The following is a 24,603-nucleotide window of genomic DNA, read 5'->3' as shown; positions in this document are numbered from 1 at the left end:
TCTCAAGAGTCAGACCCCCGTCCGGGGCGGCACTGCACAACCGTCCCATCGATCACAGCGCAACGGCATGACCCGACCACAGCCGGATGGTTCCGTCCGAACCGGCGCCCAACCTGGCCGGATCAAGCTGACCCCGCGATGACTCCCCGCCCACTCGTGACCGGCATTGACTTCTTTGCGAACACGACGTTCTCAGGGACGCCGAAGAAGACGGACTGTGACTCGGCGATCAGCGAGTCCTGGGGTACCGGGGCCCCTGCCTCTGGGCTGCCGTCGGACAACTTCTCTGTCCGCTGGAGTGTGACCCGTGACTTCGGGTCGGGCGGGCCGTTCACCCTTGCCGCGCAGACGCAGGACGGCATACGCGTCTACGTCGACGGCACCCGCAGGATCGACCTGTGGAGGAACGTCTCCACGACGCAGAACAAGTCCGTCAACATCACCATTCCCCCGGGCCGGCACACCCTGCGCGTCGACTACGTCAACTTCACCGGCTCCGCGAACGTGAAGTTCGCTTACGTGCCGAGGACATCCGCGACCGTCGACACCGTCAAGCCGCTCGTTCCCACAGGTGCGACCGCCTCGTACAGCAGCAGCACGCTGAAGGCGACCCTGAAGTGGGCCAGGAACAAGGAGATGGACCTTGCCGGCTACCGGGTATACCGGCGCCCGGCGGGCAGCAGCGCCTGGACGCACATCGCGACCACCAACGCCACCAGCCACACCGACTCCCCGCCCGCCACCGGCCAGACGTTCGTGTACGAGGTACGAGCCGTCGACAAGGCCAGCAACACCTCCACCGGCAGCGCCGACAGAGCCGTCACCACCCTCGACAAGACCCCGCCCGCACGCGTGGTACCTCACGTGGTGATGGGAGGCGACCGGACGCGCGAAAGCTACGTCGTCAGCTGGAACCCGGTCGCCGACGCCGCCCGCTACCGCCTCTGGCGCCGGATCGGCAGCGATCCCTGGGCCTCGGCCGCCTCCACCACCGGGACCTCACTCACCGACTACGTGCCCGCCGTGGGCGCAGCCGTCTTCTACCGCGTCGCCGTCTACGACGCCGCAGGCAACGTCGCCCCTGCCCAGGCCGGCGACGAAGGCTCCTCCAACGCCTACTGGGAGCCCCGGGCCACTAGCGTCACAGCCTCATACATCGGCAACAACAAGGCCCTGCTGCAGTGGACTCAGCCCACGGACACCTTCGCCATCAGCTGGTCCAACTACCGCCTGCTGCGCAGCACACTCGCACCGACGATCGAGCACACGACGTCGCCTGAGTACTGCTCCAACCTCTCGTACGCCGAAGAAGGCGGGAGCCTCCGTTTCAGCTGCACCGCCACGGTGACGTCCGGGAAGACCAACTACTTCGCCGTGGAGCCGTATCACAGCGACACCCACCGGGCACTGCCCAGCACACCGGTCGGCGTCGCCGTACCGGCCGCCCCGGCGCCGGCCACGGACTTCACCGGCGTCGCCGACGGACGGCGGGTGGACTTCACCTGGACGGCGAGTCCGTCCGCCGATGTCGACCACTACGAACTGCACCGCGGCGTCTGGCACCCCGCCAACTCGCCGGAGGAGGAGGGATGGTTCTACACCTACGAGCGCATCGATCTCCCGGCAGACACCACGAGCCTCCGATGGCCAGGTTCGCTCTACGAGGCCGAGGACTTCGTGCTCATCGCGGTCGCCACGGACGGCACCAAGCTGACGGCCGCCCAATCGCCCCTCGTACGGATGCCCGCCCCGACTGTCGACTGACGCCTGACGGCCCAAGGTGACCGGTGCCTTGAGTACCCGGCCTGGAGAAGGGCCGTACCGTTCCACGGCGGCCGGCGCAACTCCCGGCCATGGCAACGGTGGGCGCAGCAGGCGCCGTCGACCCGCTGCCCGAGTTCGCGGGAGGCAACCTGTCAGCCGATGGCGATGCGGGGACGGGCGGCCGGGGTGATCCAGGACATGATCTGGTCCATGGTGGCGCGGGGGACGGAGACGCAGCCGGCGGTGGCTCCGTTGCCGTTGACGTGGAGGAAGATGCCGGCGCCGCGGCCGGGGGTGGCGGGCCAGCGGTTGAAGTTGATGACGAGGGCCTTGGCGTACTGGGTGGGGTAGTTGATCAGGTGCTCGCTGCCGCGCTCGCCGGACTCGGTGAGGGGGAGGTCCGCGCCCGCCTCACCGTGCATGTGGTTGTAGAACTTGGACTCGGGGTCCTGCACCCACCAGTCGTCGGCGGTGACGACGTGGTACGGCATCGAGGTCCCGCCGGGTACGTGGCCGAAGCCCTCGGTGATGGTGTAGGTGCCGCTGGGCGTGGTGTACGTGCTCTGCCGGCGCGTGGCCCCGTCGGTCACGCCGCTGGAGCCGACCCGTCCGGCGTCGGTGCTGAACTTCGCCTTCCAGCCGGAGGATTCCTTCGCCCAGGCGGTGACGGTGGCGTAGGAGCCGCTCGCCTTGACGGTGATGACCTGGGTCGCGTCGCCCACCTCGACGGGTACCGGGAAGTCGGGTGCGGTGGCGGGGGCCGGGGCCGGGGCGGGGGCGGCAGCGGCCCCGCCGCCGGACTCCTCGGTCGGGCCGTCGGCCGCCGATGCGGTGGGGCCGGCTCCGGTGGCGGCATGCGCGGAGGCGGAGGGGGACGTCGAGGTCGAAGCCGAGCCTGATGGGCTGGCAGACGGGGAAGCGGACGTGGAGCTCGAGGGCGACGCGCTGCCCGACGCCTCCTTCGACGGCGTGTGTGCCGGCCGGGACGCCTCCGTCGCCTCCGCACCACCTGCTGCTCCCCATCCTGCCCCCCGCATGCGGAGATCAGTGCCAGCGCACCTAAGACCGCCGTTGCGGTCAGGACCCGGCGGCCCCGGACCGGCGATCTGAGCTGCTTGTATTCCTGCTGGGAATTCGCCCGTTCCCCGTTGCGTGGCTCATGAAAGTCCCCCTCGAATTAGGACGCCGGACCGGTTTTCCGTGCAATGACGGGGCGCTTTATACAGGACGCCGACATTCGATCGCCAGCAGGGGGATATTTCGGACAGTGGGTTTCCGATTCACGCCACCCCTTGCCCCCACCGTCCTGCCCGACCACAACGGCCACCACCACACCGCCGGCCAGCAGAACCGCGAGGACGATCCCAATGATTCGTCTCACGCTGTGGAGACTGCTCCCGGAACTCCACGTTCCAGGGTGGGGTGGATGAACGGGGGGTGTCGGGCGGATCCCGGTACGCAACCGGAATATGGGAATCCGATTCAGGTCGTTCGCGCCCGCGGCCGAGTCGCACTTTCGGGGGAAGCGGAATTTCGCCATTGCAGGGGCTGCACGCTCTGGATAAATCCACACAAAAAGCGGACAGCAGGGTGGCATTTCGGCCGAACGCCTCTTCTTTTACGCCTCTTCGATGGCTGTAGAAGTTGCCCATTTCCTTGACATGCGGTCGCGTTCGCCTATGTCATTTGTCAACTTGCGGGGAACTTGTGGACGAGGGGTGGATGCGTGGTGATGGTGGGTACGGGCCGCCGTCTTGCGTGGCTGCAGGCACTTGCTGTGCTTGCGGCCGCGGCTGTGGCCCCAATGGCGTTGCCGTCACCCTCGGTGGCTGCAGGAGAAGTTCCTCTGACCGCAGCCGAGGCGGCCCAGCAGCAGGCTGAGGCCTCGGGTGAGCCGGTGGAGATAGTGGCGGAGCGCACTGAGCGGGAGACAGTGTTCGCCAAACCAGATGGAGAAACCTTCCTGTTGAGGAAGTCGATCGTCCCGGTGCGGGTGAAGATGCCTGGGGGAGGCTGGACGGAGCCGGATGCCACGTTGGTGAAGCGGCCAGACGGATCGATCGGGCCCAAGGCTGCGGCGGTGGATTTGTCGTTCTCGGCGGGGGGCGACGGCAAGGATTTGGTCACCATTGGCGAGGAGGGACAGTCCGTCACCATGGGGTGGCCAGGAACACTTCCCGAGCCGCGGCTGGACGGGCAGCGGGCCATCTACGAGAACGTACGCCCAGATGTGAACCTGATCCTGACGGCGACCGTAGAAGGTTTCAGGCAGGTACTTGAGATCGAAACCCTCCAAGCCGCCCAGGATCCCGCGTTGGCGTCACTCGAGTACTCCCTGGACGCCAATGGCCTCCGGACCCGGGAGGGCGCGGTCGGCAGCGTCGAGGCGATCGACAGTAATGGGAAGGTCGTTTTTCGTTCGCCGTCGGCGCGAATGTGGAACTCTGCGGGTCAGGAGACTTCTGACTCGGGCAGCACGGGCTTGCACGCCCAGGCAGCGGCGGCAATGCCCATCGCCGGACCCCGGAACGCGCCGACGGAACTCGAGCCACGTCCAGCAGGGCCGGTGGAGGAGGGTGATCCCCTCGCCGGACCCGGTCCGGGCGACGAGGCTGCAGTGATGGACACCGACGTGACGACTGATTCGCTCACCGTGACTCCGGATGCGGATCTCCTTGCGGGGACTACGAGCGCTGAGCTGCCCCTGTACATAGATCCCTCCGTCGAACTCAACGAGTCCGAGCGCACAGTGCTGTCGTCTGATGGTGACGCCTTCTATAACTTCTCCGGCGGAGACAACGGCATGAGTGTGGGCCGGTGTTCCTCTGCGGTGATCGGTGGCTACATGTACTACTGCACCTCCGGTAGCCCCTACACCAACCGCATGTACTTCGAGTTCACTCCAGGAAAGCTCAAGGGAAAGCACATCCTGGACGCGACGTTTGCGGTCACGGAAACCTGGTCGTTCTCCTGCGACGCGCGCACCGTTGACCTCAAGCGGACCGACGGGATCTCTTCCTCGTCGCGGTGGCCGGGGCCGGGCGGCCCGAATGCCGACAACTCCTGGGACCAGATGGGTGACCGGTCCGTCTCAGCGGGGCGCGGAGGACTGTGCGATCCGTCGCAGCCACGGGCACCAATCGAGTTCAATGACAACCCGTCGGAGCCGGACGAGAACTTGACCCCCACCGTGAGGGCGTTCGCCGACGGAAAGTTCGCTTCGCTCACACTCATGCTCAAGGCCCACGACGAGTCGGACCCGATCGCGTGGAAGCGGTTCGACGACGACGCCGTTATCGACGTCACTTATGTTGGCAAGCCCACGGTTCCTACGGAGTACGGACTGGAGACCGGAACGAGCCAACTGTGCTCCAAGGACGCCTCGGAGCCGACCATGTGGTCGGACCCCACACCGAACCTCGCGGCAACGCCACAGACCATGGCTGGAGGCGAGGAATCCAGTGCACTGAGAGTCTTCTTCGATGTCGACGTGAGAAACACCGACGGCAGCTGGTCGGATGCCAAGGAACCGAGCACCGGGTCCTATAGCCCGACGAGTGGCTATGTGCGAGACGGGGTCGACCAGAACAAGGTGTGGGACGCGGCCCTGGTGGAAAACAGGTTGCACCGCTATCGCGCCTTCACCCGCTCGTATTACAACGGTGGCGCCAACAGTCTGGTGAGCGGAGGAACTTCCTTCTGCTACTTCACCGTGGACGGAAGCAGGCCACAGCCTCCTTCCATCACGTTCAACAGCACCTACAGCGCCTGCTTGCCAAGTGCGTGCGTCGCCGCCGGTGGTCCCAATGTCTCAGGCCAGGTCACATTCGGACCGGCAGCCGGCAGCCGGGACGTGAACATCGGTTACACCTACAAGCTGTCGACGGACAGCACCTGGCGGCCGTGGAAGGAGGGCTCGACGGTCAAGGTCACCCTTACTCCCGTCGACTCCGGTACGGTCACGCTCGATGTCCGGGCCAAGGACGCCTACGGGCGGTATGGAGACAACCGGGTCCGGTTCCTCGTCAAGGAAGGCGACGGCCCGGTCGGCCGCTGGACGTTCAACGAAGCATCTGGCGCCGCGGTCGACGTGTCGGCAGCGGATGCCGCTCAGAGGGACGACGCGACGATCCACGGCGGCGTACGAGTGGACAGGGGTCGTCGTGGCCAGATCCTCGAGAATGGGATCACAGGCGAGGACAAAGCCCTGGAACTGGGCGGACAGAGGTATGCCGCCACGAGTGGAAAGGTCCTCGAGACACAGGCTTCGTACACAGTGGCGGCATGGGTCCGGCTCAAGCAGACGGACATCACCGTGACCGCTCTCGGACAGGACGGCACCTACTACAGCCCCTTCTTTCTGGGCTACTGCGCCTCCGTCGACCGATGGTGTCTGCGCCTCGCGGACGCCGACGCCGCCACGACCTCACTGAACAACCAACGGGTCGACTCCCTGGGAGCGCCGCAGACCAACGTGTGGACCCATCTGGCCGCAGTGATCGATACGGGCCGCAGCGAACTCATCCTGTACGTCAATGGTGTCGAGCAAGGCAGGGACGACCTCACCACCGGCGCCTGGTCAGCGGGCGGACCGCTTCAGATCGGAAGGGTGAAGTACAAGGGTTCCTACGTCGACTACTTCCCCGGCGACATCGACGAGGTGGCTGTGTGGCAGCAAGCACAGGGCTCTCTGGCCATCGCGAAGGACGCGAGCCCAGAGGACGTCGGCGGCAAGGCGTACACCGAGCTCGTGGCCCAGTTCTCACCCAACGGAGCGTCAGGTACCTCGTTGCAGGACGAGGCGGGGTACGGAAGCAAGCTCGGTCTGTCCTCGGGTGCGTCCCTCGACGGTGAGGCACTCGTGCTCAACGGCACATCGGGGGCGGCGGCAACTGCGCAACCATTGGTGGACGACTCGGGATCCTTCACTGTGGCGACCACGGTCGAAGTCGACACCAAATCCCTCACTGAGATGCCGGACGGGCGTCGGGTCCAGGTGCTTGGTCAGCGAACGGCGACCGGCTCGTCGTGGGGCGTGTGGCTCGAGAAGGGCACAAAGCAGGAAGTCCAGACCAACGAGGACGGATCCCCGGTGCTTGACGACAACGGGCAGGTCGTCATGCGTGACGTCACCGTCGGTAGGTGGCACTTCGGTCGCCTCACTGCGGACGGCACCACCACATCAGTGACGAGCGAAGAAGAGGCCGCGCTGGACACAGAGGTGAACCTGGTCGGTGCCTACGACGCACGTACACGACAGATCACGCTCTATGTGGGCGCTGATCCGCAAGGTGACCCTCTCGCTTACACGGCGTCCGCCGGCATCGGAGAGTTCGCTGTGGGGATGGGGTGGACGAACAGTGCCTGGTCCCATTATCTGCCCGGTCGCATCACGGATATCCGCCTGTGGGCGGGCGCGATGACCGACGCTGCCCAAGTGGAGTCCGTCGTCGGCCACTGAGCGCACCGGCTGCTCCTTGCCGCAGGGTTGCGGCGAGGAACAGCCAGAGTTCCCAGCCCCGCACATAACCCCGATACGGCCCCGGCGCACGCTGGCTGCCCCTTCTTGTCTGGAGAGCCTCCCTGTGTTCCCTCGCCTGATACACTCGCGCCTTCGTGGCCGGCGCCCGGCGCTGACGGTACTTCTTGCCGTCGTCATGTCAGTACCGGCGTCGCTAACGCCGCTTGCAGCCGCGGCTGAGCTGCCGGGGAGGCCAGAAGTCCCCGGTGTCAAGCCGACTCGAGTGGTGAATGTGACGACGCCGAGGGCAAAAGCGGCCCGGGCGAAGGCCGCCCGACAGAGGGTGGTCAACCAGCGTTCGTTCGCCTCGGCCGAGGGGGAGCGGCGTGCTGCCTGGCCCCGGCCTTCCGTCAGGAAGGGGGATCTGGCAAGCATCTCGAAGGACGACGCTGTCGTCCGTGTGAGACCAGTCGCGCAGAGTCTTTCCTCGGGCCAGTCACGAGCACGGGCCGCAGGCGATGTGAAGATCGACGTCCTGGGTCAGCAGGCAGCCCGCCGAGCCGGCGTGACCGGTGTTCTGTTTACAGTTGAGGCCGAACAGCCTGGCACTGCCCAGGTCACGGTCGACTACAGCTCCTTCGCCTCCGTTGTGGGAGGGAACTGGTCTGCACGGCTTGGCCTGGTCACCCTGCCCGCCTGTGTGCTGACGACCCCCCACAGGAAACAGTGCCGTATCCCGGCGGTCGATACAGCCGCCGACCACGACGTACTCGGCGAGACCATCACCACGCGCGCCAGTATCGCCGCGTCATCGGACGACTCGCCCACCGTGATGGCCGTGATGGCGACCACCGCTACGGCGTCTCCCGCCGGCGCCGGAGACTTTGCGGCGACAGCACTGTCGGCGTCCGCTGCCTGGCAGGCCGGCAGTTCATCCGGAGCGTTCAGCTGGTCGTACCCGATCCAAACGCCTCCGGCGGCAGCCGGTCCCGAGCCCTCACTGGCCCTGTCCTACGACTCTGGGGCCATCGACGGTCGTACCGCTAATACGAACAACCAGGGATCCCTGGTGGGAGAAGGCTTCGAGCTCACGTCGTCGTACATCGAGCGGCGATACACAGCCTGTGAAGACGAGGACCAGCCGGACAAGCTGGATCTGTGCTGGAAGTACGACAACGCCTCTCTCGTCCTCAACGGCAAGGCCACAGAACTCGTCAAGGACGACGACAAGGACGAGTGGCGCCTCAAGGACGATGACGCTTCCAAGGTGGTCCGGCTCACCGGAGCGGAGAACAACGACGAAGACGGCGAATACTGGAAGCTCATCACCGGTGACGGAACCACTTACACGTTCGGATTGAACCAACTTCCAGGAGCCGGCTCCGAGAGGACGAATTCGACGTGGACCGTGCCGGTGTTCGGCAACGACACCGACGAGCCCGGATACGACAAAGGGACGCAGTTCAAGGACCGCTTCGAGGTTCAGGCTTGGCGCTGGAACCTCGACCTGGTGCAGGACGTGCACAACAACGCCTCCACCTACTGGTACGCCGCAGAGGGGAATCACTACGCCAAGAACGGCGACAAGTCGGCGCTGGCTCCGTACACCCGAGGTGGGTACTTGAAGGAGATCCGTTACGGCCAGCGCGGAGACACGCTGTTCACTGCTCCGGCCTCGGGCAAGGTCTCCTTCACATACAAGGAGCGCTGCACGGCGACTGACTGTTCGTCGCTGACAGCAGACACCGCCAAGGACTGGCCCGATGTCCCCTACGACACGATCTGCTCGGAAGGCGAGACCGACTGCCAGCCCTCTGGCCCGACGTTCTTCACACGCAAGCGCCTGGCTGCCATCGAAACCGCGTTCTGGTCCCGGGCGGCGGAGCCAGACGCCTTCCAGGCAGTCGACACCTACACACTCGGCCAGAAGTTCTACAACGGGCAGGACATCGGCAACAGTTCTGACCAGGTACTCATCCTCACCTCGTTGACCCGGACCGGCAAGGACGGCACCGACCTGTCCATGCCGCCGATCGAGTTCCTCTACCAACAGAGGCCCAACCGCGTCGACTCGACGAACGACGACATCCTGGCTCTGACCCGACCTCGGATGCACACCATCACCACGGAGACTGGTGCCATCACCTCCGTGACCTTCAGCGAACCAGAGTGCGTACGCGGTAGCAACATGCCGCAGGCTGAGGACCACAACGACCTGCCTTGCTATCCCGTGTACTGGCCTGTCAACGGCGGCGACGACAAACTGGACTGGTTCCACAAATATCGCGTCACCGCAGTCACCACCAATGATCCCGCCGCGGGCAATCCTGGCACTCAGCTGACCTATGAATACGCCAACCCCGGCTGGCACTACGACGACAACCCGTTCACCAAGGCGAGCCAGCGCACGTGGTCGGTCTGGCGCGGCTATCAGAAGGTCATCACCTACACCGGAGACGTCGGCCCCGTCCGGTCGAAGACGGTGAAGGTGTTCATGCGAGGCATGCATGGCGACAGACTCAAGGTCGACGGCGCTACGCGGATCGCTGTTGTCTCAGGCGTCGACCTGAGCAACGATGCCGACACGAACCAGGACGACCTGGACGTGGCCGATGTCTACGACCACGACTACTACGCCGGGCAGCTCCGCCAAGAGATCACCTACGACGGCGCCAAGGCGATATCCACCACCGTCAACACGTATTGGGCGCACGAGACAGCCAGCCAGCAGAAGTCGTACGCCAACATCAAGGCCCACTTCGTCAAACCGGCCCGCACGGTCGGTCATACCTACCTAACCATCGGTAGGGACTGGCGCTCGACGGAGACCTCCTACACCTACGACACGACATACGGCGCCACGACCAGGATCCAGGACCATGGCAACACCGCGGTCACAGGTGATGAGACCTGCACCCGCACCTGGTACGCGCGCAACGCGGCCGAGGGCCTGACGAACCTCGTTTCGCGTACTCGAACCGTCGCCAAGGCCTGTGCCACGACCGACGAATCACTCGCGCTTCCTGCGACCTCCAATACCCGCGGGGACGTTCTGTCCGACATCGCCACCGTCTACGACAACCCCGCAGCCACGGGCTGGGAGCCTGACCAAGTTCCTGAGCTGGGACTTCCTACCTGGACCGGCCGGGCAAAGTCCTATCCCGCAGCCTCGGGAACCGCCGCCGACCGTCACCCACTGCCCAGCACGGGCTGGCAGCGCATCACAGCCACCACTTACGACAAGTTGGGCCGTCCACTTACGGTGACTGATGCCAAGGGGCGCACTTCCACAACCACGTATTACCCGGCCGGTGCGGGGCCTTTGGCGACGAAGATCGAAAGGGCACCGCAGCTCGCGTCCAACGGGCAGATCCATCAGACGACGAGCGGCTACAACCCGGGCCGTCAGTCCGTCAGTTATGTCCTCGACGCCAACCTCAAACGAACCGAGCACACGTACGACGCACTGGGCCGCATCACCGCCACCTGGCTGCCAAACCGCTCGAAGTCCGGTGGGGACAGCCCGAACGCCAAGTTCGCCTATGGTCTGGCACGCGACAAGGCGCCCTGGACGTCGGTAGCCACGCTCAAGGCCGACGGCATCAGCTACACGACCACGTACTCCATCTACGATTCCCAACTGCGGCCACTCCAGGTCCAGGCGCCGTCCCCACTCGGCGGACGGATACTCACCGACACCCGTTACGACAGTCGTGGCCTCGCCGACGAGACGCATGCCGAGGTCTACGACGACCTGAACGCACCCAGCGGCGTATATGCCCAGGTCCCCTACGGCAGCGGCGCACAAACCCACACTCAGTACGACGGCGCAGGCCGAGCCGTCAAGTCGACGTTCCTCGTCGGCGGCGTGAAGAAATGGGAGACCGCCACCACCTACACCGGCGACTCGACGGCAACCAGTGCACCTCCGGGGGGCAACGCCACCCGCACCATCGTGGACCACCTCGGCCGCACCACCGAGACTCGAACTTATGGCGGTACCCAGCCCAATGACGCTGCCTACGGGGCCACGACGGGTACGACGTACAGCCGCGTCCGATACACGTACACGCGCGACGGCAAGCCGGAAACCATAACGGGACCGGACAACACACGATGGTCCTACGACTACGACCTGTTCGGCCGGCCGGTTAAGACGGTGGACCCCGACAAGGGCACGACGGGCACCTCGTACACCGTGCTCGACCAGGTCGACACCACGACGGACGACGAGGAGCGCACCCTCCTCTATTCCTACGACGAACTCGGACGGAAGACCGGCCTGTGGCACACCGCCCGCAGTGATGCCAACCAGCTCGCCGCTTGGACGTTCGACACCCTCGCCAAGGGGCAGCCTGCCGCAGCTACCCGTTACGAGAACGGCAAGGCGGGCAAGGCCTACACCAAGGAGATCACGGCCTATGACGCCTTGTATCAGGCAACGTCCACCAGCCTGACGCTGCCAGCCGACGATCCGCTGGTGGTTTCCAAGGCTGTAGCTGACGCCACAATCACCTTTGACACCAGCTACCGACTTGACGGCTCTGTCGCCACCACGAGGGAGCCCGCAGCGGCTGGTCTGTCCTCGGAGCTCCTGACCTACCGTTACAACAGCGCGGGGCTGCCGAGTGAGCTGTCCGGCACCTCGGACTATCTCCTGGCCACGAGCTACACCGGGCTCGGCCAGGTCGGTCAGCTGCAATTGGGTCCTTCCAGAGCGGAGGGAACCAAGCGCGTCTTCCTGACCAACACCTATGAGAGCGGGACAGGGCGCCTGCTTGGTGCGGCTGTCGACGACCAGACTCGCGGCCCTCTCCAGGATCTCACCTATTCGTACGACCCGGCAGGCAACGTCACCGCGATCACCGACGCTGCCAACATAGGCACGGGCACCGACAATCAGTGCTTCACGTATGACGCGTACAACCGGCTCCGTGAATCCTGGACGCCGAAGACCCCGGACTGCTCGGCCGCGGGCCGCACGGCAGCGAACATCGGTGGGCCTGCCCCGTACTGGACCAGCTACACCTACACCGCTTCGGGACAGAGGCAGACCGAGAAGCGGAACACCGGTACTCCGGTAACCACCACCTACTGCTACGACGTGACCAGGCCGCACGCTTTGACGGCCACCACGACCACGGGTACCTGCACCGGCGTCACTCCTCAGTACGGCTACGACGACACGGGCAACACCGAGAAACGTGTGGCAAAGGTCGGCTCCACAGCCAGGCAGACCCTCACCTGGAACGCCGAGGGCAGCCTGCAACGCCTCACCGACGATGCGTCAGCGACCTCGACCAACTACATCTACGGCGCTGACGGCGAACTCCTCATCCGTCGTGACAATGCCCCTGACGGAGAGACCGTCCTCTACCTGGGCGCCACCGAGGTACACCAGAAGACCGGACAGACGTGGGCCAACCGGTACTACAGCGCGGCGGGCGCCACGATCGCCCTGCGCACCAACGAAACCGGTACGGAGAAGCTCAGCTTCCTCGCCGCAGACCGCCACGGAACCAGCACTGTCGCGATCACAGGTGACGCCACACAGGGCCTCACCAAGCGTTACAGCACCCCCTTCGGCGCCCACCGCGGCCCGACGACCGGTGTGTGGCCGGACGACAAGGGTTTCCTGGGCATGCCGGCTGACGCCGATACGGGCCTGACCCATATCGGAGCCCGCGAATACGATCCGACCATCGGGCAATTCATCAGTGTCGACCCGGTGTTGCAGCACGAGCTGCACCAGACACTCAACGGCTACAGCTATGGCATGCAGAATCCGGCCACACATTCGGATCCCACCGGCAAGAAGATTGCCTGCGGTCAGGGATTTGACGTGCCCTGTCCCAAGGACGACCCCAATGGCGACGGCGTGGTCAACCCCGGAAACAACAGTGGCCACAGCAGCAGCGCCTCTACCTCCTGGGAGGACGAGGGCCGTTGGGGGAAGGATGCGAACGGGGACGGCTACGTCACACTCCTTCCCGGTGTTCACATTCCCGCTGAGTGGTCGGGCCTAGGAAAATTCGCGGAGCTCTTCTACGGAAGGCTGAATGAGGGGTACTACGGTCTTCAGATATACCTTGACCACCCCGAAGAGCCGGTTATGCGGCTCGGCGTACAAAAAGCCCTCTTGGATGCATGCCATGCAACGGGGTGCCCATCGAAGAAGGAGTTCTTCTTCAACTATTTCGCCCTGAATGTAGCCGCGGGGGTGACGGAAGGTGGCGTCGGCGGCCGCGCAGGGCTAGGAAAGCTACCGCCTTCCAGGTCCAAGAAGCCGAATTGCGGACAGTGCTTCCTGGCCGGAACCGACGTTCTCATGGCCGATGGCGCCACGAAGAACATCGAAGACATCCGCGTGAGCGATCAGGTACTGGCTGCGGATCCGGAAACAGGAGAAGTAGGCCCACGCGAGGTCACCCGTCTCATTCGCACCAAAGAAGACAAGAAGTTCAACGATCTGTCCATCGCCACTGAAGCGGGGATAGAGAGGCTCACGGCAACGTACGAGCACCCCTTCTGGTCGCCCTCGGAGAGGCGGTGGGTTGAGGCCAGGCGTCTCGAGGCCGGCATGACGCTTCTGACGGACGATGCCGAGACGGTGATCGTCACGGGGAACCGGCCCTTCACGCGTCGGGCCGTCACTTACAACTTCACGGTCGATGATCTGCACACGTATTATGTGCTGGCAGGTAAAACTCCGGTGCTTGTGCACAATACCTGCGGTCCAAGCACTGGTCATACCAGGATGTACCTTGCGGGGCGTCCTGGCACGGACACCACCCCCCAGGACCGCCTCCCCGCGAGCGCAGTGGTGAATAGGGGAGGAAATCTCCAGGACGGCAATTACCATTACGTAGTGATGCCGGGTGGTTCAGTGAGAGCGTTTCATGAGAGCGTCTTCGATGGCGGCGTGTGGGCGGGGCATACGAGCCTCTCTAGAGGTAGGCCTGTGATCATGGCCGGTACGTTTGACGTATCGAACGGATCCATTACCAGATTCGACAACTTCTCTGGCCACTACAGGCCGGATGGATCTGGGATGGAATCGGTGGCGCGAGACGCGCTGAACAGAAATGGCTTTAACGCGGGTGGAGCAAGGTGGGACCCCTTCAGATTTGAGTGAGTTCCCGCTCGTCCGTCCCCACTCGTCCAAGCGGACGAGTGGGGACGGAGGTGTGACTTACTGACCTTGAATGCGTGATGTCGTCATGACTGGACGGGGACGAGGCCGGTAATGGGGCTGGCATAAGCCTCGCCGGACGGCGGTGGTCAGGGCCTGTGGGTCGGCGAATGCGTGTTGGCCAGGCTGGTGCGCCGCAGTACCGAACAGATACCAGCACGATCGGCCGCCGAGCTGCTGGTGTGCGGACTGGATGAGGTCGCGGTAGTCGGTCCAGGCGGCTCTTGCTGTCGTCCAGCCGGGTGTCGGAGCTCGGCCTGGAGGGCTCGCCGGGCTTGTGGCCGCCAGGGCCGCGACCGATAAGCGGCGGCGGGAACGGTCCCGCACGGGCACGGCCAGGGTGTGGCCGTGGCGGACCCCGGGTGAGATGGGTGGGCAGCGTAATCCAGAGGTCGGCCTCGTCCTCGAAGACGAGCCAGGCGCCGAGCGCCGCCGCTGTCCTTCCACGCTCGGCCAGCTCTCCTTCACCACCCGGCCACCGCCGTCCCGCCGCGTTCCATCGCCCGACGCGGGCGGGACCTGGCAGGACCAGCCGTGTCGTTTGAGCCGGCGGCCGATCACGGTCTTGACCTGCGACAGGGTCCAGGTCTGGTCCGGCCATCCATGAGCAGCGGCAGCGAGGCCGGCCCATTCGAGGCCAACGCCTTGATGCCTTCCTCCGACCAGCCTTTGCGCCACACGCGAAACGCTCGGCTGTCTCCGTCCTCAAAACAGCTCACGAAAAGCCCGGCCGTAAGCCCCACCCTGCGCATGCGTCATGCACACGGCACCGCAGGGATCACCAACCGCCCCCCCGGCGACATCACGCTTTCAACATCAGCAGTTGAGATCTTCCGCCTTTAGGCTACGGGCAACGTCAATCAATCGCCGAAATTGTCCATCCGCTAGCGAGCTCGCGATCGAAACTAGCTCGCCGATCTCTGTTGAATTACGGTAGGCGCTGGGGCGGCTTGAGGTTTGCCTGGTTGCGAGGTCGGCGATCACGAGCAAATCGGCTTCGGGGATCTGCAATACTGGCGCGATGTCCTTCACTATTTCCGGTGATGGTGGAACGCTCCCATGGAGCAATTGAAGAATGGTCGCTTCAGCCCGCGCCGATGCGCGGCTAACAGCCCGGGGGGACAGTCCACGGTTGTCCATGAGGCCCTGCAAGATATCGGCAAACCGTTGAGTCATCTTCGTATCTTACTAATCCAACCAAGTTTGGCGCTAGCGTTCAAGGTGAAGCCGGCCGATCCAGCCGGAGCGTCCTCAAGGCGGGTCTTCCAAGGTTCTCGTAGCCGTTGATCAGCTCGGCTAATGGTCAGTTGAGCAGGATGAGTTGGCGGAAAGGATCGCATCCCGCGCGGCATAGGTCTGCTGGTTGAGGAGCTTGATCTTGTTGTTGACGCCTACGGTCCGGCCGTTGTGCCAGGGCAGGGCGAGGGCGGCGTCGACGGCGGCCCGCTCGCGCTCGAGGCCGTCGGCGAAAGAGTGGAAGGGAAGATCGGCAGCTCTGGTGCGCAGAACAACGGTTGACGTGTTGCGCTCCCTGAAGCGTCAGCCGAGAGACGCGTATGGCGGTGTGCAGGTCAGACAGGCTGCGGGGTTGCCGGCGTCCAACTGGCGTCCTCGTCGTCGATGGCGTGGAGATCCTCGTATGCTGGCGCAAGCAGGTGCTCGTCCCGGCTGACCGCGGTCCAGTGCACGCTGGTCAACACGTCGTTCAACTGGACCGTCACCAAGTGCAGTTCACCCCCTATGAGTTCACCGGCCTCCGGCCCGGCCCAGGGCAGCAGATGCGGCTGACCCGCAGGGCTCACCATGCCCATACCTCCACTCCGCCGACCAGCCGGGCATCTGCAGAGCCTTGTCCGCGGCGAAGAACGTGAAGAAGTCATCTCGGTTCTTGTCCGGCGCCAGTTTGCGATGCTGGTCCTCCAAGATGCGCTCCAGCAGCCGCTGATCATTGCTCTGTACCGCCACCACGCGCGACCCCCAACTCCACTCTGATGCAGAGAGGTTGGCAGGCTCGCCCGGCCATGAACAGGCCGCGCACGGGATCCTCGTGCGCCCCTCCCCACCGAGCCCACCGCACCGGCCCCGCGCCAGGCTGTGCCGGGGAACACAGGCGGCCACATCCTCGCCGGATCCAAGGCGCCGAGACCGTCGCGTCCAAGCGTTCGGCGATCCATGCAGCCTTGAGGAGACAGGAGGCGCCACAGACACCCCGGAGGCGTCGAACTGTGCAGAAGTAAATGACACGACTTGGTTCGTCGCGGAGCGTTCCGGGGGTCGCGTGCTGCGCATCGACCGTAAGACGCTTGTCGTCTCCGCGTCCTTGCTTAGCGTGCTTCGAGAGAGGACAACCGAGTGCAACGTGCCCACGCCGGACCCTGCAACCCACTGATTCGGCAGCCCCGCCGGGCCGCGCCGGCGGGGCTTTTCGTCGAACGCCGCTCACACACGCCTATCACCGACTGCGTCGACTCCCCCGGATCAGGGGCCATGACCTGGCATTACGCGCCCGTCACGGACTGGCTGGACGCCCACAGACGGCCGTTACAACCTGTGCCATGTGGTACCCAGTGAGGGACCGAGGATCAGTACGGGGGCCTCTTCCGGCCCGTCAAAGCGGTATTGCAGGGTGTTCGACGGTGTCTCACTCACGCGTCAGACCCTCTCACGTCTCACGACTGCCCCTATAACAGGGGTTACGGCTGCACAGGTCTGACCAGGTGGAAGACCTCCCGGGCGGCGTAGCGCTTGAGGCTTCGGACCATCTCGCGTCCGGTCTTGCTCTCCTTGCTGCGGCGTTCGTAGTGGTCCTGGGTGCGCGGGTCGACGCGCAGGCGGGTCTGCACGATCCGGTGCAGGGCCGCGTTCGGTTGCCGGTCGCCGCCGCGGTCGAGGCGACGGTATTGCCGGCTGCCCGAGGAACGCTCGACCGGGCTGAAACCGCGGGCTGTCGCAGGCGACGGCCGTCGGCGCGAGGTGCTCGGCGTACAGGCGCAGCACGTCCTCCGGGTCGTTTCCGCCGTCGCTGATGAGCCCCGACAAACGTCTGGTCGATCTTGTCGTGCCGGCCAGGGTGATTAAGGGGAGGGCGCTCGGTCGTCAGACGCTCACGCACGTGCGTGAGGACCGGGTCGGTCAGGGCGGAGTCGTGCGTGTGCATGGGGGACTTCGCATCGAGGGTTCGGCTGCTGCCGCCGGAAGTGCAAAGACAGGCAACCGGATCTGGAGCGGTGCCGGACTCCGGTGTCACGTGCAGTCGATCCGGCCCGACAGCCGTCCCGTTCGGTGGGCCGCACAGCTTTGAGCCGTCGACTTCGTCGCCTGGACCAAGCCCCTGTCCGGATGCATCGGCCTGTTCCGTGCCGGTGCCATGGACCAGGAGCCGACTGGACACACGCACCAATCCCGGCCGAGGAATTCGGGCCGGACGACGACCTGCCGTGCGCGGCTGAGAACCAGGATCAAACGATCGTCCCGGTTTTCTGAGAGGCCGTCCTTGACTCACCTGTCCTTCCCCTCCAGGCCCCGGCTGGTCACCCACGCGATGCGGCATCCCCTCCGGCACGGGGCGGTGGGGCGATGAGCCGAGTGCGCCCCGCCCTTGGGATCCTCGGCGGCATGGGGCCGCTGGCCACCGCTGACTTCTACCGCCGACTCGTCGCGCGCACCCCGGCCGGATCCGACCAGGAGCATGTGCCCGTCCTCATGTGGGCCGACCCGGCCGTTCCTGACCGGACCGCGGCACTGCTGGGGGAAGGGCCCTCGCCGGTGCCGGCGTTGGTGGAGGGCGCCCGCTGGCTGCGGCGGGCCGGGGTCAGCTGCGTCGCTGTGCCCTGCAACACCGCACATGCCTACATCGAGCAAATCTCGAAGGCCACAGGTATCGAAGTGCTGGACATGATCAGAGCGGCGCTACAGGCCGCGGCGGGCCAGGCGCCCGGTGTGGCGAGGGTGGGCGTCCTTGCGACGCGAGGCACACGTCTGGCGGAACTCTACGAGCGTGCCGGGGCCGTCCTTGGGGTCGAGGTGATCCAGGTCCCGTCCCGCGTTCAGCATGCATACGTCGACAGCGCCATCCGCGCGGTGAAAGCGGGTGGCGACCTGAGCGATGCCGAGCACTGGATCGCCGCGGCCACCGAGACCCTGAAGGAGAAGGGCGCGCAGGTGGCGATTGCCGCGTGTACGGAGATCCCGCTGATCAGCAGGGCGGCCGGCCAGGTGTTGCCGCTGGTGGATTCGACCGACGCCCTGGTGGACACCGCTCTCGACCGGCTCTGGAAACCTGCCGAGCGAGGTTCGTTCTGAGCGACGGAGCCGTCGGCATATCCTCGTACTGGGGCACGAAGCCGCAGGGGCCTCGTCGGTCCTAACCTGCGGAGATGATCAGGCACATGTCGACGCACCCCGCCAGGAGCCTCAGCCGGGTGCTGGAGGATCTTGGTTCCACCCTTCTTGACCTGCTCCACGGTGATGCGCGGACGGCGGGGGAGATCGGCGGCGTCGGCATCCACGACCCGTACGACGAGCAGCACTACCCGGCGCACGCGATCGTGCTCGGCGTGGGCGTCCAGGGCGGCAAGGACATCGCCGCGCTGTTGCGCAGTCTCCAGGGTCATCAGGCCACGGCCCTGGTGGTGCGAGGGCCTGTCGCGGACGCGGACGAGCTCGGGCCGGTAGTGGCCGAGACCGGCGTAGCGCTGCTGGCCCTGACCCGCGGTGCGTCCTGGGCACAGCTGGCGGCGATGCTGCGCACCCTGCTCTCCGAGGGGGACGTGGGCGAGGCCGAGGCACACACGCTCGGCGGGGTTCCCTCCGGTGATCTGTTCGCTCTGGCGAACGCGATCGCCACGCTGCTGGACGCCCCCGTCACCATCGAGGACCGGCGTTCCCGGGTTCTCGCCTTCTCGGGCCGACAGGACGAGGCGGATGCTGCCCGCGTGGAAAGCATCCTGGCCCGGCAGGTGCCGGAGCGTTATCTGCGTATTCATGAGGAGGACGGCGTTTTCCGGGAGCTGTACCGCAGTGACGGTCTGGTGCACGTCCCCGCGCCGACGGTCGGTGACGCGGTGGCGCTGCCGAGGGTCGCGGTCGCCGTGCGTGCCGGGGACGAGTTCCTCGGTTCGGTGTGGGCGGCGCTGCGCCGGCCGCTCACCCCCGAGCGGGAGCAGGCGTTCCTGGAGGCGGCCAAGCTCGTCGCCCTCCACATGCTGCGCTTCCGGGCGGGTACCGATGCGGAGAACCGGCTGCGTGCCGAGCTCGTCACAACCGTGCTGGAAGGCGGCGCGGGGGCCGTCGAGGCGCTCGGCCGCCTCGGCCTGGTCGATGAACCCACGCTGGTCATGGCCATGGGGCTGGCACCGGACCACGACGAGGACCACGCCCACATCACCGCCGAGCGGCAGCGCCTGGCCGGCGCCCTGGCCGTGCATCTCACCGCTGTGCAGCCGCGTTCCGCCGTGGCCCTGCTGGGTGACGTGGCCTACGCGCTGTTCCCCGTGGCCGACGACACGGCCCACGCCCGGGAACGCGCTGCCCAGGTGGCGTCGAACTTCCTCCAGCGCACCGGTGAACGGGCGAGCGCCGTCATCGGGATCGGATCGGTGGCCCAGGAACCGGCTGCGCTGCCGCGCTCTCGCACCAACGCCGATCGCGCGCTGCGGGTGCTGTTCAGCGGCCAGACCTCTCAGCGTGTCGCCTCGATCTCCGACGTGTACATCGACGCCCTCCTGCTGGAGATGCGGGACCTGGCGATAGCCAACCGTGACGAGCTCTCCGGCCCGCTCGCCCGGCTGGCGGCCTACGACGCCAAGCACAACGCCCACCTCGTGGAGACGCTCCGGGCCTGGCTGGACGCCTTCGGTGACGTGATCGCCGCCTCGGCGAGCGTGTTCGTCCACCCCAACACCTTCCGCTATCGGATCCGCCGGGTCGCCGAGGTGGGCCGGATCGACCTTCAGGACCCATCCGCCAGGTTCGCCGCGATGGTGCAGTTGCGCCTGATGGGCATCTCCGACAGCGGTGGGGTCCGCCCTCAAGGAACGGACCCCGCGGACCCCGCCGGTTCAACCCGCTGAAAGGTTCACAGCCGCACGCCCGGCGGAACCGGCAGGTCGCGGTGCGTGTCGTGGAAGGCGTCCGCGGCCTCGATGGTGCGGACCCAGTCGTAGAACAGCTCCTTGGTGGACAGCGTCTCGATGCCCCGGTCGGCCAGGCGCCGCAGACCCCGCTCGTGGGCCTGGCCCGGCGAGTAGGCGGCGTCGTCCACGACCACCACCCGCTTGCCGGCGTGGTGCAGCTGGATCGCCGAGTGGGCGACGCAGATGTCGGTCTCGATGCCGACCAGGACCATGGTGGTGCGTCCGGTGGCCTCGACGGCGGCGGCGATGTCGGGGTTGTCCCACACGGAGAAGGCGTTCTTGGGCAGGGTGACCGCGTGGGCCGGCAGCGCCTCGCGGATCTGCGGCACGGTGTGTCCGCTGTCTTCGGGGGCCTCCTCGGTCACCACAACCGGAATGCCCAGACGGTCGCCCACCGACGTGATCCAGACGATGCGCCGCACCATGTCGTCGAACCGCTGCCGGTCCACGTCGAGTCGATGCGGCGGGTAGAAGTTGCTCTGCACATCGATGATCACCAGCGCGGAGTCGTCACGGTCGATCAGCGGCATCTCGGTCTCCTCTTGGCTGCGGGGTCACGCCACCCTAGGAATCACGCCGCCCGTTGGAGTCGTCCGCGCGTCCAAGCTGTGAGCTGCTCATTCGTATCCAGGGACCAAGAATCCGGGGGCGGCCGTGCCTAGGCTGCGGCCACGTCAATCGAGCACCCCGGAGGCGTGCGTGAAGGCCGACATGGAGCACTGGGCGAACCGCCTGGAGGCGCTGGCCGCCGAGTCGGCGGTACCGGGCGCGAGCCTGGCGTTCTGGTTCGGCGGTGAGACGCACGCCTGCGCCACCGGTGTCCTGAACACCACGACGGGTGCCCCCGTGCTCACCGACTCGCTGTTCCAGATCGGCTCGATCACCAAGGTCTGGACAGCTACCCAGGTCATGCTCCTGGCCGAACAGGGACGCGTCACTCTCGACACACCCGTCGCCGAGGTCCTGCCGGAGTTCCGGGTGGGAGACGCCGAGGCGACTGCTGCCATCACGCTGCGCCATCTGCTCACGCACACGTCGGGTATCGACGGCGACCTGTTCCTGGACACCGGCCGTGGTGACGACTGTCTTCAGCGGTACGTCGAAGCATGCGCCGACCTGGAACAGACCTTCCCGGTCGGGGACTCGCACTCGTACTGCAACTCCGGCTTCGTCATCGCGGGCCGGGTGATCGAGAAGCTCACCGGCGGGACGTGGGACCAGGCAGTGCGCGAGCAGATCTGCGAGCGCCTTGGGCTGGCCCACACCTGGACGCTGCCGGAGGACGTACTGCGCTTCGGTGCCGCCGTCGGCCACGACGAGCACGGTGCCGTGGTGCCGACCTGGGGACTGCCCCGCTCCGTCGGCCCCGCAGGGCTCATCTGCGCCCGTGCCGCGGACGTGGTCGCCTTCGGCCGCGCCCACCTCACACCCGGTGTCCTCCTCGCCGACCCGGCGGTGATGCGGCATGCCCAGGTCGACCTGCCCAACCCGTATGCGGGCGGACAGCAGTGGGGCATCGGCTGGAGCCTTGACGAGTGGGACGGGCACCAGGTCGTCTCCCACACCGGGGACACCATCGGCCAGCACGCGGCGCTGTGGGTACTGCCGGGCCTGGGGACCGTCATCGCCGTGCTGGTCAACGGCGGCCACAGCGTCGAGTTCCAGCACCACCTCGTCAGCGAGCTCCTGCACGAGTTGCACGGCGTGAAAGTGCCGGAGCCCCTCGCGCCGCCCGTCGAGCCCGTGGCGGCCGACATCGAAGCCTTCACCGGTGTCTACGAGCGCGCAGGCAGCCGCATCCACGTGACCTCTGACGAGGGCCGCCTGCGGCTGCGTACGGAACCGACCGGCATCCTCGCCGGACTGGCCCAGCCACGAATCCTGGAGCTCACCGCTGTCGAGGCCACCACTTTCGTCGGCCGTTCCGCCAGCGACGCGATGTGGGACGCGGTGGTGTTCGAGAACCGTCCCGACGGCCGTTCCTACCTGCACTACAGCGGCCGTGCCACCCCCAAGGTCCGCTGAACCGACCACGATCGGAGTCCCATGGAACCACTCTCCGCCGACGACGATCCGGCAGCCACCCTCCGGTCGATCTTCACCGAGGCGGGCGTGGAGGGCTTCCTCCACGCCCGTGACATCGACACCGACCGCGAAGTGGCCTTCCGGGCCGACGCCCCGGTCATCGTCGCGTCGATCCGCAAGGTCCCGGTCGCGCTGGCCTACGCCCGCCAGGCGGCCACTGGGCAGCTGGACCGAGCTGCACGGCACACGATCACCTCGGCCAACCGTGAGGGGGGTGGCACAGGGACCGACAGTTGTCTGCACGACGTCACGATGAGCACGCGTGACCTCGCGTTCTTCATGCTCTCCATGAGCGACAACGCGGCCACCGACAAACTGATGGAAATCCTCGGGGTCGATCACGTCCGCGCTCTCACCGCCGAACTCGGCTGCCCGCACCTGCCGGTGGGTCGGTACCGCGACCTGTGGGACCCGGTCTGGGCGGAACTCGGCATCGACCCGGACGGCGACATCGACGCCCAACTGGACCAGGTCAGCGAGGAGCGGATCCGCGGCCTGGCCATGCTCGACCCCACGCGCTCCGCCTCCAGCACCCCCCGCGAGATCACCGCCCTGCTCACCGCGATCTGGCGCGACCGCGCCGGTCCGGCAGAGGCGTGTGCCGAGGTTCGGGAGTTGATGAGCCGTCAGTTGTCCACGCACCGCCTCATCGCCGGTTTCGACGCCGACGTCAAGGTCGCGGCGAAGAACGGCGCCCTGTGGGGCGTACTCAACGAAGCCGGAGTGGCCCAGTACCCCGACGGGGGCCGCTACGCCGTGGCGGTCTTCCTGCGCCTCCCCGCGCTGAATGGCCGCAACCCCGCCGCCGACGCCGCGATCGGACGCGCGGCCCGGACCGCGGTCGACCACCTGCGCCGCACCAGGCCCGACACCACCTTCTGAGGAGACGACATGTCCACAGCCGCCGAGCCGCAGGTCCGCACCCTGCTCTCGTCCCTCTTCGGGCAAGCCGGGGTCGAAGGCTTCGTCCACGCCCGCGACATCGACACCGGCGACGAGTTCGGTCACGGCGCCGACTCCCGGGTCGTCCTCGCCTCGGTGTTCAAGATCCCCATCTGTCTGGAGTACGCCCGCCAGGTGGCCGACGGACAACTGGACCCGGCCGCACGGCACACGGTGACGGCCGCCTACCGGGCGGGCGGCAGCGGCACCGACGGATGCGCCTACGACGTCGAGATGAGCGCCCGGGACCTGGCGTTCATGATGATGACGATCAGCGACAACGCCGCGACCGACCTGCTGCTGGACGTAGTCGGCCTCGACCGGGTGCGCAAGACCCTGGTCGAGCTGGGGTTCGAAGGGTTCGGTGTGTCCTCCTGCCATGCGCTGGACGACGACATCCGCCGTGAGCTCGGGCTCGACCCGAACCGCTCGATCGACGACCAACTCTGCAGCGTCCCGGCGGAGCGCCTGATGACCCTGAGCGCCGGTGACCCGCAGCGCACTCCGTCCAGTACCCCGCGTGAGGTGACCGCGCTGCTGGCCGCCGTCTGGCGGGACGAGGCGGGCCCGGCGCAGGCATGTGCCGAGGTGAGGGACATCATGAGCCGGCAGGTGTGGCAGCACCGGCTCGTCTCCGGTTTCCCCGAGAGCGGCGTGCGGCTCGCGGGCAAGACAGGAACGGACTTCACCGTCCGCAACGAGGCGGGCGTCATCGAGTACCCCGACGGCAAGCGGTACGCGGTGGGCGTGTTCCTGCGGACCTCCTCCCCCGCCAACCGGCAGCCACGCGCCGACCGCGCCATCGGCCAAGCCGCCCGCGCCGTCATCGACCACCTGCGATCCTGACCGTCGAGCACGTCATGAGCCCCACCCCTGCCTGCCCCGGACCTCGAGCGCGGTCCGGGGCGGACGCGTTCACGGAGGCCGTGCCGGCCGCACGGGCCGGAAGCCACTTGGGGCAGCACTCCGAAACCACACCCTGGACTTTGTCGTCCCGTCTGAATCATTTTTGGCCGGCACTCGCG

At 66.4% G+C, this 24,603-nt stretch carries 12 protein-coding genes and 1 pseudogene; 8 read left to right on the top strand and 5 right to left on the bottom strand.

The features are described from left to right. The first annotated feature begins 138 nt into the window (after window positions 1-138). A complete protein-coding gene (locus tag ACSU6M_RS27435) occupies window positions 139-1,764 on the top strand; it encodes a fibronectin type III domain-containing protein (protein WP_437073143.1) in 1,626 nt (541 codons plus the stop codon). 152 nt (window positions 1,765-1,916) lie between these two features. On the opposite strand, the gene ACSU6M_RS27430 is transcribed toward ACSU6M_RS27435, so the two are convergent. Further along, a complete protein-coding gene (locus tag ACSU6M_RS27430; protein WP_437073142.1) occupies window positions 1,917-2,486 on the bottom strand; it encodes a L,D-transpeptidase family protein in 570 nt (189 codons plus the stop codon). Window positions 2,487-3,496: 1,010 nt separating this feature from the next. Between ACSU6M_RS27430 and ACSU6M_RS27425 the strand changes: the two genes are divergently transcribed. After that, window positions 3,497-7,225 (top strand): LamG domain-containing protein, encoded by a 3,729-nt coding sequence (locus tag ACSU6M_RS27425; RefSeq protein WP_437075375.1) that lies wholly within the window; start codon window positions 3,497-3,499, stop codon window positions 7,223-7,225. Between the two features lie 196 nt (window positions 7,226-7,421). Beyond that, window positions 7,422-14,360 carry a polymorphic toxin-type HINT domain-containing protein gene (locus tag ACSU6M_RS27420; protein ID WP_437073140.1) on the top strand — a complete coding sequence of 2,313 codons (6,939 nt, stop codon included), beginning with the start codon at window positions 7,422-7,424 and terminating at the stop codon, window positions 14,358-14,360. 873 nt (window positions 14,361-15,233) lie between these two features. On the opposite strand, the gene ACSU6M_RS27415 is transcribed toward ACSU6M_RS27420, so the two are convergent. The 3 genes and pseudogenes from ACSU6M_RS27415 to ACSU6M_RS27405 form a co-directional block, all read right to left on the bottom strand. After that, window positions 15,234-15,593: an XRE family transcriptional regulator gene (locus ACSU6M_RS27415; protein WP_437073138.1), complete on the bottom strand. Its 360-nt coding sequence runs from the start codon at window positions 15,591-15,593 to the stop codon at window positions 15,234-15,236. Between the two features lie 395 nt (window positions 15,594-15,988). Continuing rightward, window positions 15,989-16,228, bottom strand: a complete 240-nt coding sequence (locus tag ACSU6M_RS27410) for a hypothetical protein (RefSeq protein ID WP_437073136.1) — start codon at window positions 16,226-16,228, stop codon at window positions 15,989-15,991. Between the two features lie 882 nt (window positions 16,229-17,110). After that, window positions 17,111-17,344, bottom strand: a pseudogene (locus ACSU6M_RS27405) (transposase); the annotation flags it as partial. A 649-nt stretch (window positions 17,345-17,993) separates the two neighbouring features. Here ACSU6M_RS27405 and ACSU6M_RS27400 point away from each other — a divergent pair. Both ACSU6M_RS27400 and ACSU6M_RS27395 read left to right on the top strand, forming a co-directional pair. After that, window positions 17,994-18,719: an aspartate/glutamate racemase family protein gene (locus ACSU6M_RS27400; RefSeq protein WP_437073135.1), complete on the top strand. Its 726-nt coding sequence runs from the start codon at window positions 17,994-17,996 to the stop codon at window positions 18,717-18,719. Window positions 18,720-18,805: 86 nt separating this feature from the next. Further along, window positions 18,806-20,488 (top strand): PucR family transcriptional regulator, encoded by a 1,683-nt coding sequence (locus ACSU6M_RS27395; protein WP_437073133.1) that lies wholly within the window; start codon window positions 18,806-18,808, stop codon window positions 20,486-20,488. A gap of 5 nt (window positions 20,489-20,493) precedes the next feature. Here the strand turns inward: ACSU6M_RS27395 and ACSU6M_RS27390 are convergent, their stop codons facing one another. Beyond that, window positions 20,494-21,081 (bottom strand): isochorismatase family protein, encoded by a 588-nt coding sequence (locus ACSU6M_RS27390; protein ID WP_437073131.1) that lies wholly within the window; start codon window positions 21,079-21,081, stop codon window positions 20,494-20,496. 169 nt (window positions 21,082-21,250) lie between these two features. Between ACSU6M_RS27390 and ACSU6M_RS27385 the strand changes: the two genes are divergently transcribed. The 3 genes from ACSU6M_RS27385 to ACSU6M_RS27375 are packed head-to-tail and all read left to right on the top strand — an operon-like array spanning window position 21,251 to window position 24,424. Next, a complete protein-coding gene (locus ACSU6M_RS27385; protein WP_437073130.1) occupies window positions 21,251-22,576 on the top strand; it encodes a serine hydrolase domain-containing protein in 1,326 nt (441 codons plus the stop codon). Between the two features lie 21 nt (window positions 22,577-22,597). After that, entirely contained in the window at window positions 22,598-23,518 is a 921-nt protein-coding gene (locus ACSU6M_RS27380) for a serine hydrolase (RefSeq protein ID WP_437073128.1), read from the top strand. 9 nt (window positions 23,519-23,527) lie between these two features. Then, on the top strand, window positions 23,528-24,424 hold the full coding sequence (locus ACSU6M_RS27375; protein WP_437073126.1) for a serine hydrolase: 897 nt from the start codon (window positions 23,528-23,530) through the stop codon (window positions 24,422-24,424). The last annotated feature ends 179 nt before the right edge of the window (window positions 24,425-24,603 follow it).

Origin of the sequence: Streptomyces sp. enrichment culture, from assembly GCF_964272895.1 — a bacterium.
GTDB lineage: Bacteria > Actinomycetota > Actinomycetes > Streptomycetales > Streptomycetaceae > Streptomyces.
The sequence above is the reverse complement of the archived record's forward strand: the minus strand, read 5'-3'. Positions and strand labels throughout refer to the sequence as shown.

What these genes read in the sequence shown, in the direction of transcription:
- ACSU6M_RS27415 (WP_437073138.1), bottom strand. Translation starts at nt 15,593, where the DNA reads ATGACTCAACGGTTTGCCGATATCTTGCAGGGCCTCATGGACAACCGT.
- ACSU6M_RS27380 (WP_437073128.1), top strand. Translation starts at nt 22,598, where the DNA reads ATGGAACCACTCTCCGCCGACGACGATCCGGCAGCCACCCTCCGGTCG.
- ACSU6M_RS27375 (WP_437073126.1), top strand. Translation starts at nt 23,528, where the DNA reads ATGTCCACAGCCGCCGAGCCGCAGGTCCGCACCCTGCTCTCGTCCCTC.
- ACSU6M_RS27435 (WP_437073143.1), top strand. Translation starts at nt 139, where the DNA reads ATGACTCCCCGCCCACTCGTGACCGGCATTGACTTCTTTGCGAACACG.
- ACSU6M_RS27410 (WP_437073136.1), bottom strand. Translation starts at nt 16,228, where the DNA reads ATGGGCATGGTGAGCCCTGCGGGTCAGCCGCATCTGCTGCCCTGGGCC.
- ACSU6M_RS27400 (WP_437073135.1), top strand. Translation starts at nt 17,994, where the DNA reads ATGAGCCGAGTGCGCCCCGCCCTTGGGATCCTCGGCGGCATGGGGCCG.
- ACSU6M_RS27390 (WP_437073131.1), bottom strand. Translation starts at nt 21,081, where the DNA reads ATGCCGCTGATCGACCGTGACGACTCCGCGCTGGTGATCATCGATGTG.
- ACSU6M_RS27395 (WP_437073133.1), top strand. Translation starts at nt 18,806, where the DNA reads ATGTCGACGCACCCCGCCAGGAGCCTCAGCCGGGTGCTGGAGGATCTT.
- ACSU6M_RS27420 (WP_437073140.1), top strand. Translation starts at nt 7,422, where the DNA reads ATGTCAGTACCGGCGTCGCTAACGCCGCTTGCAGCCGCGGCTGAGCTG.
- ACSU6M_RS27425 (WP_437075375.1), top strand. Translation starts at nt 3,497, where the DNA reads ATGGTGGGTACGGGCCGCCGTCTTGCGTGGCTGCAGGCACTTGCTGTG.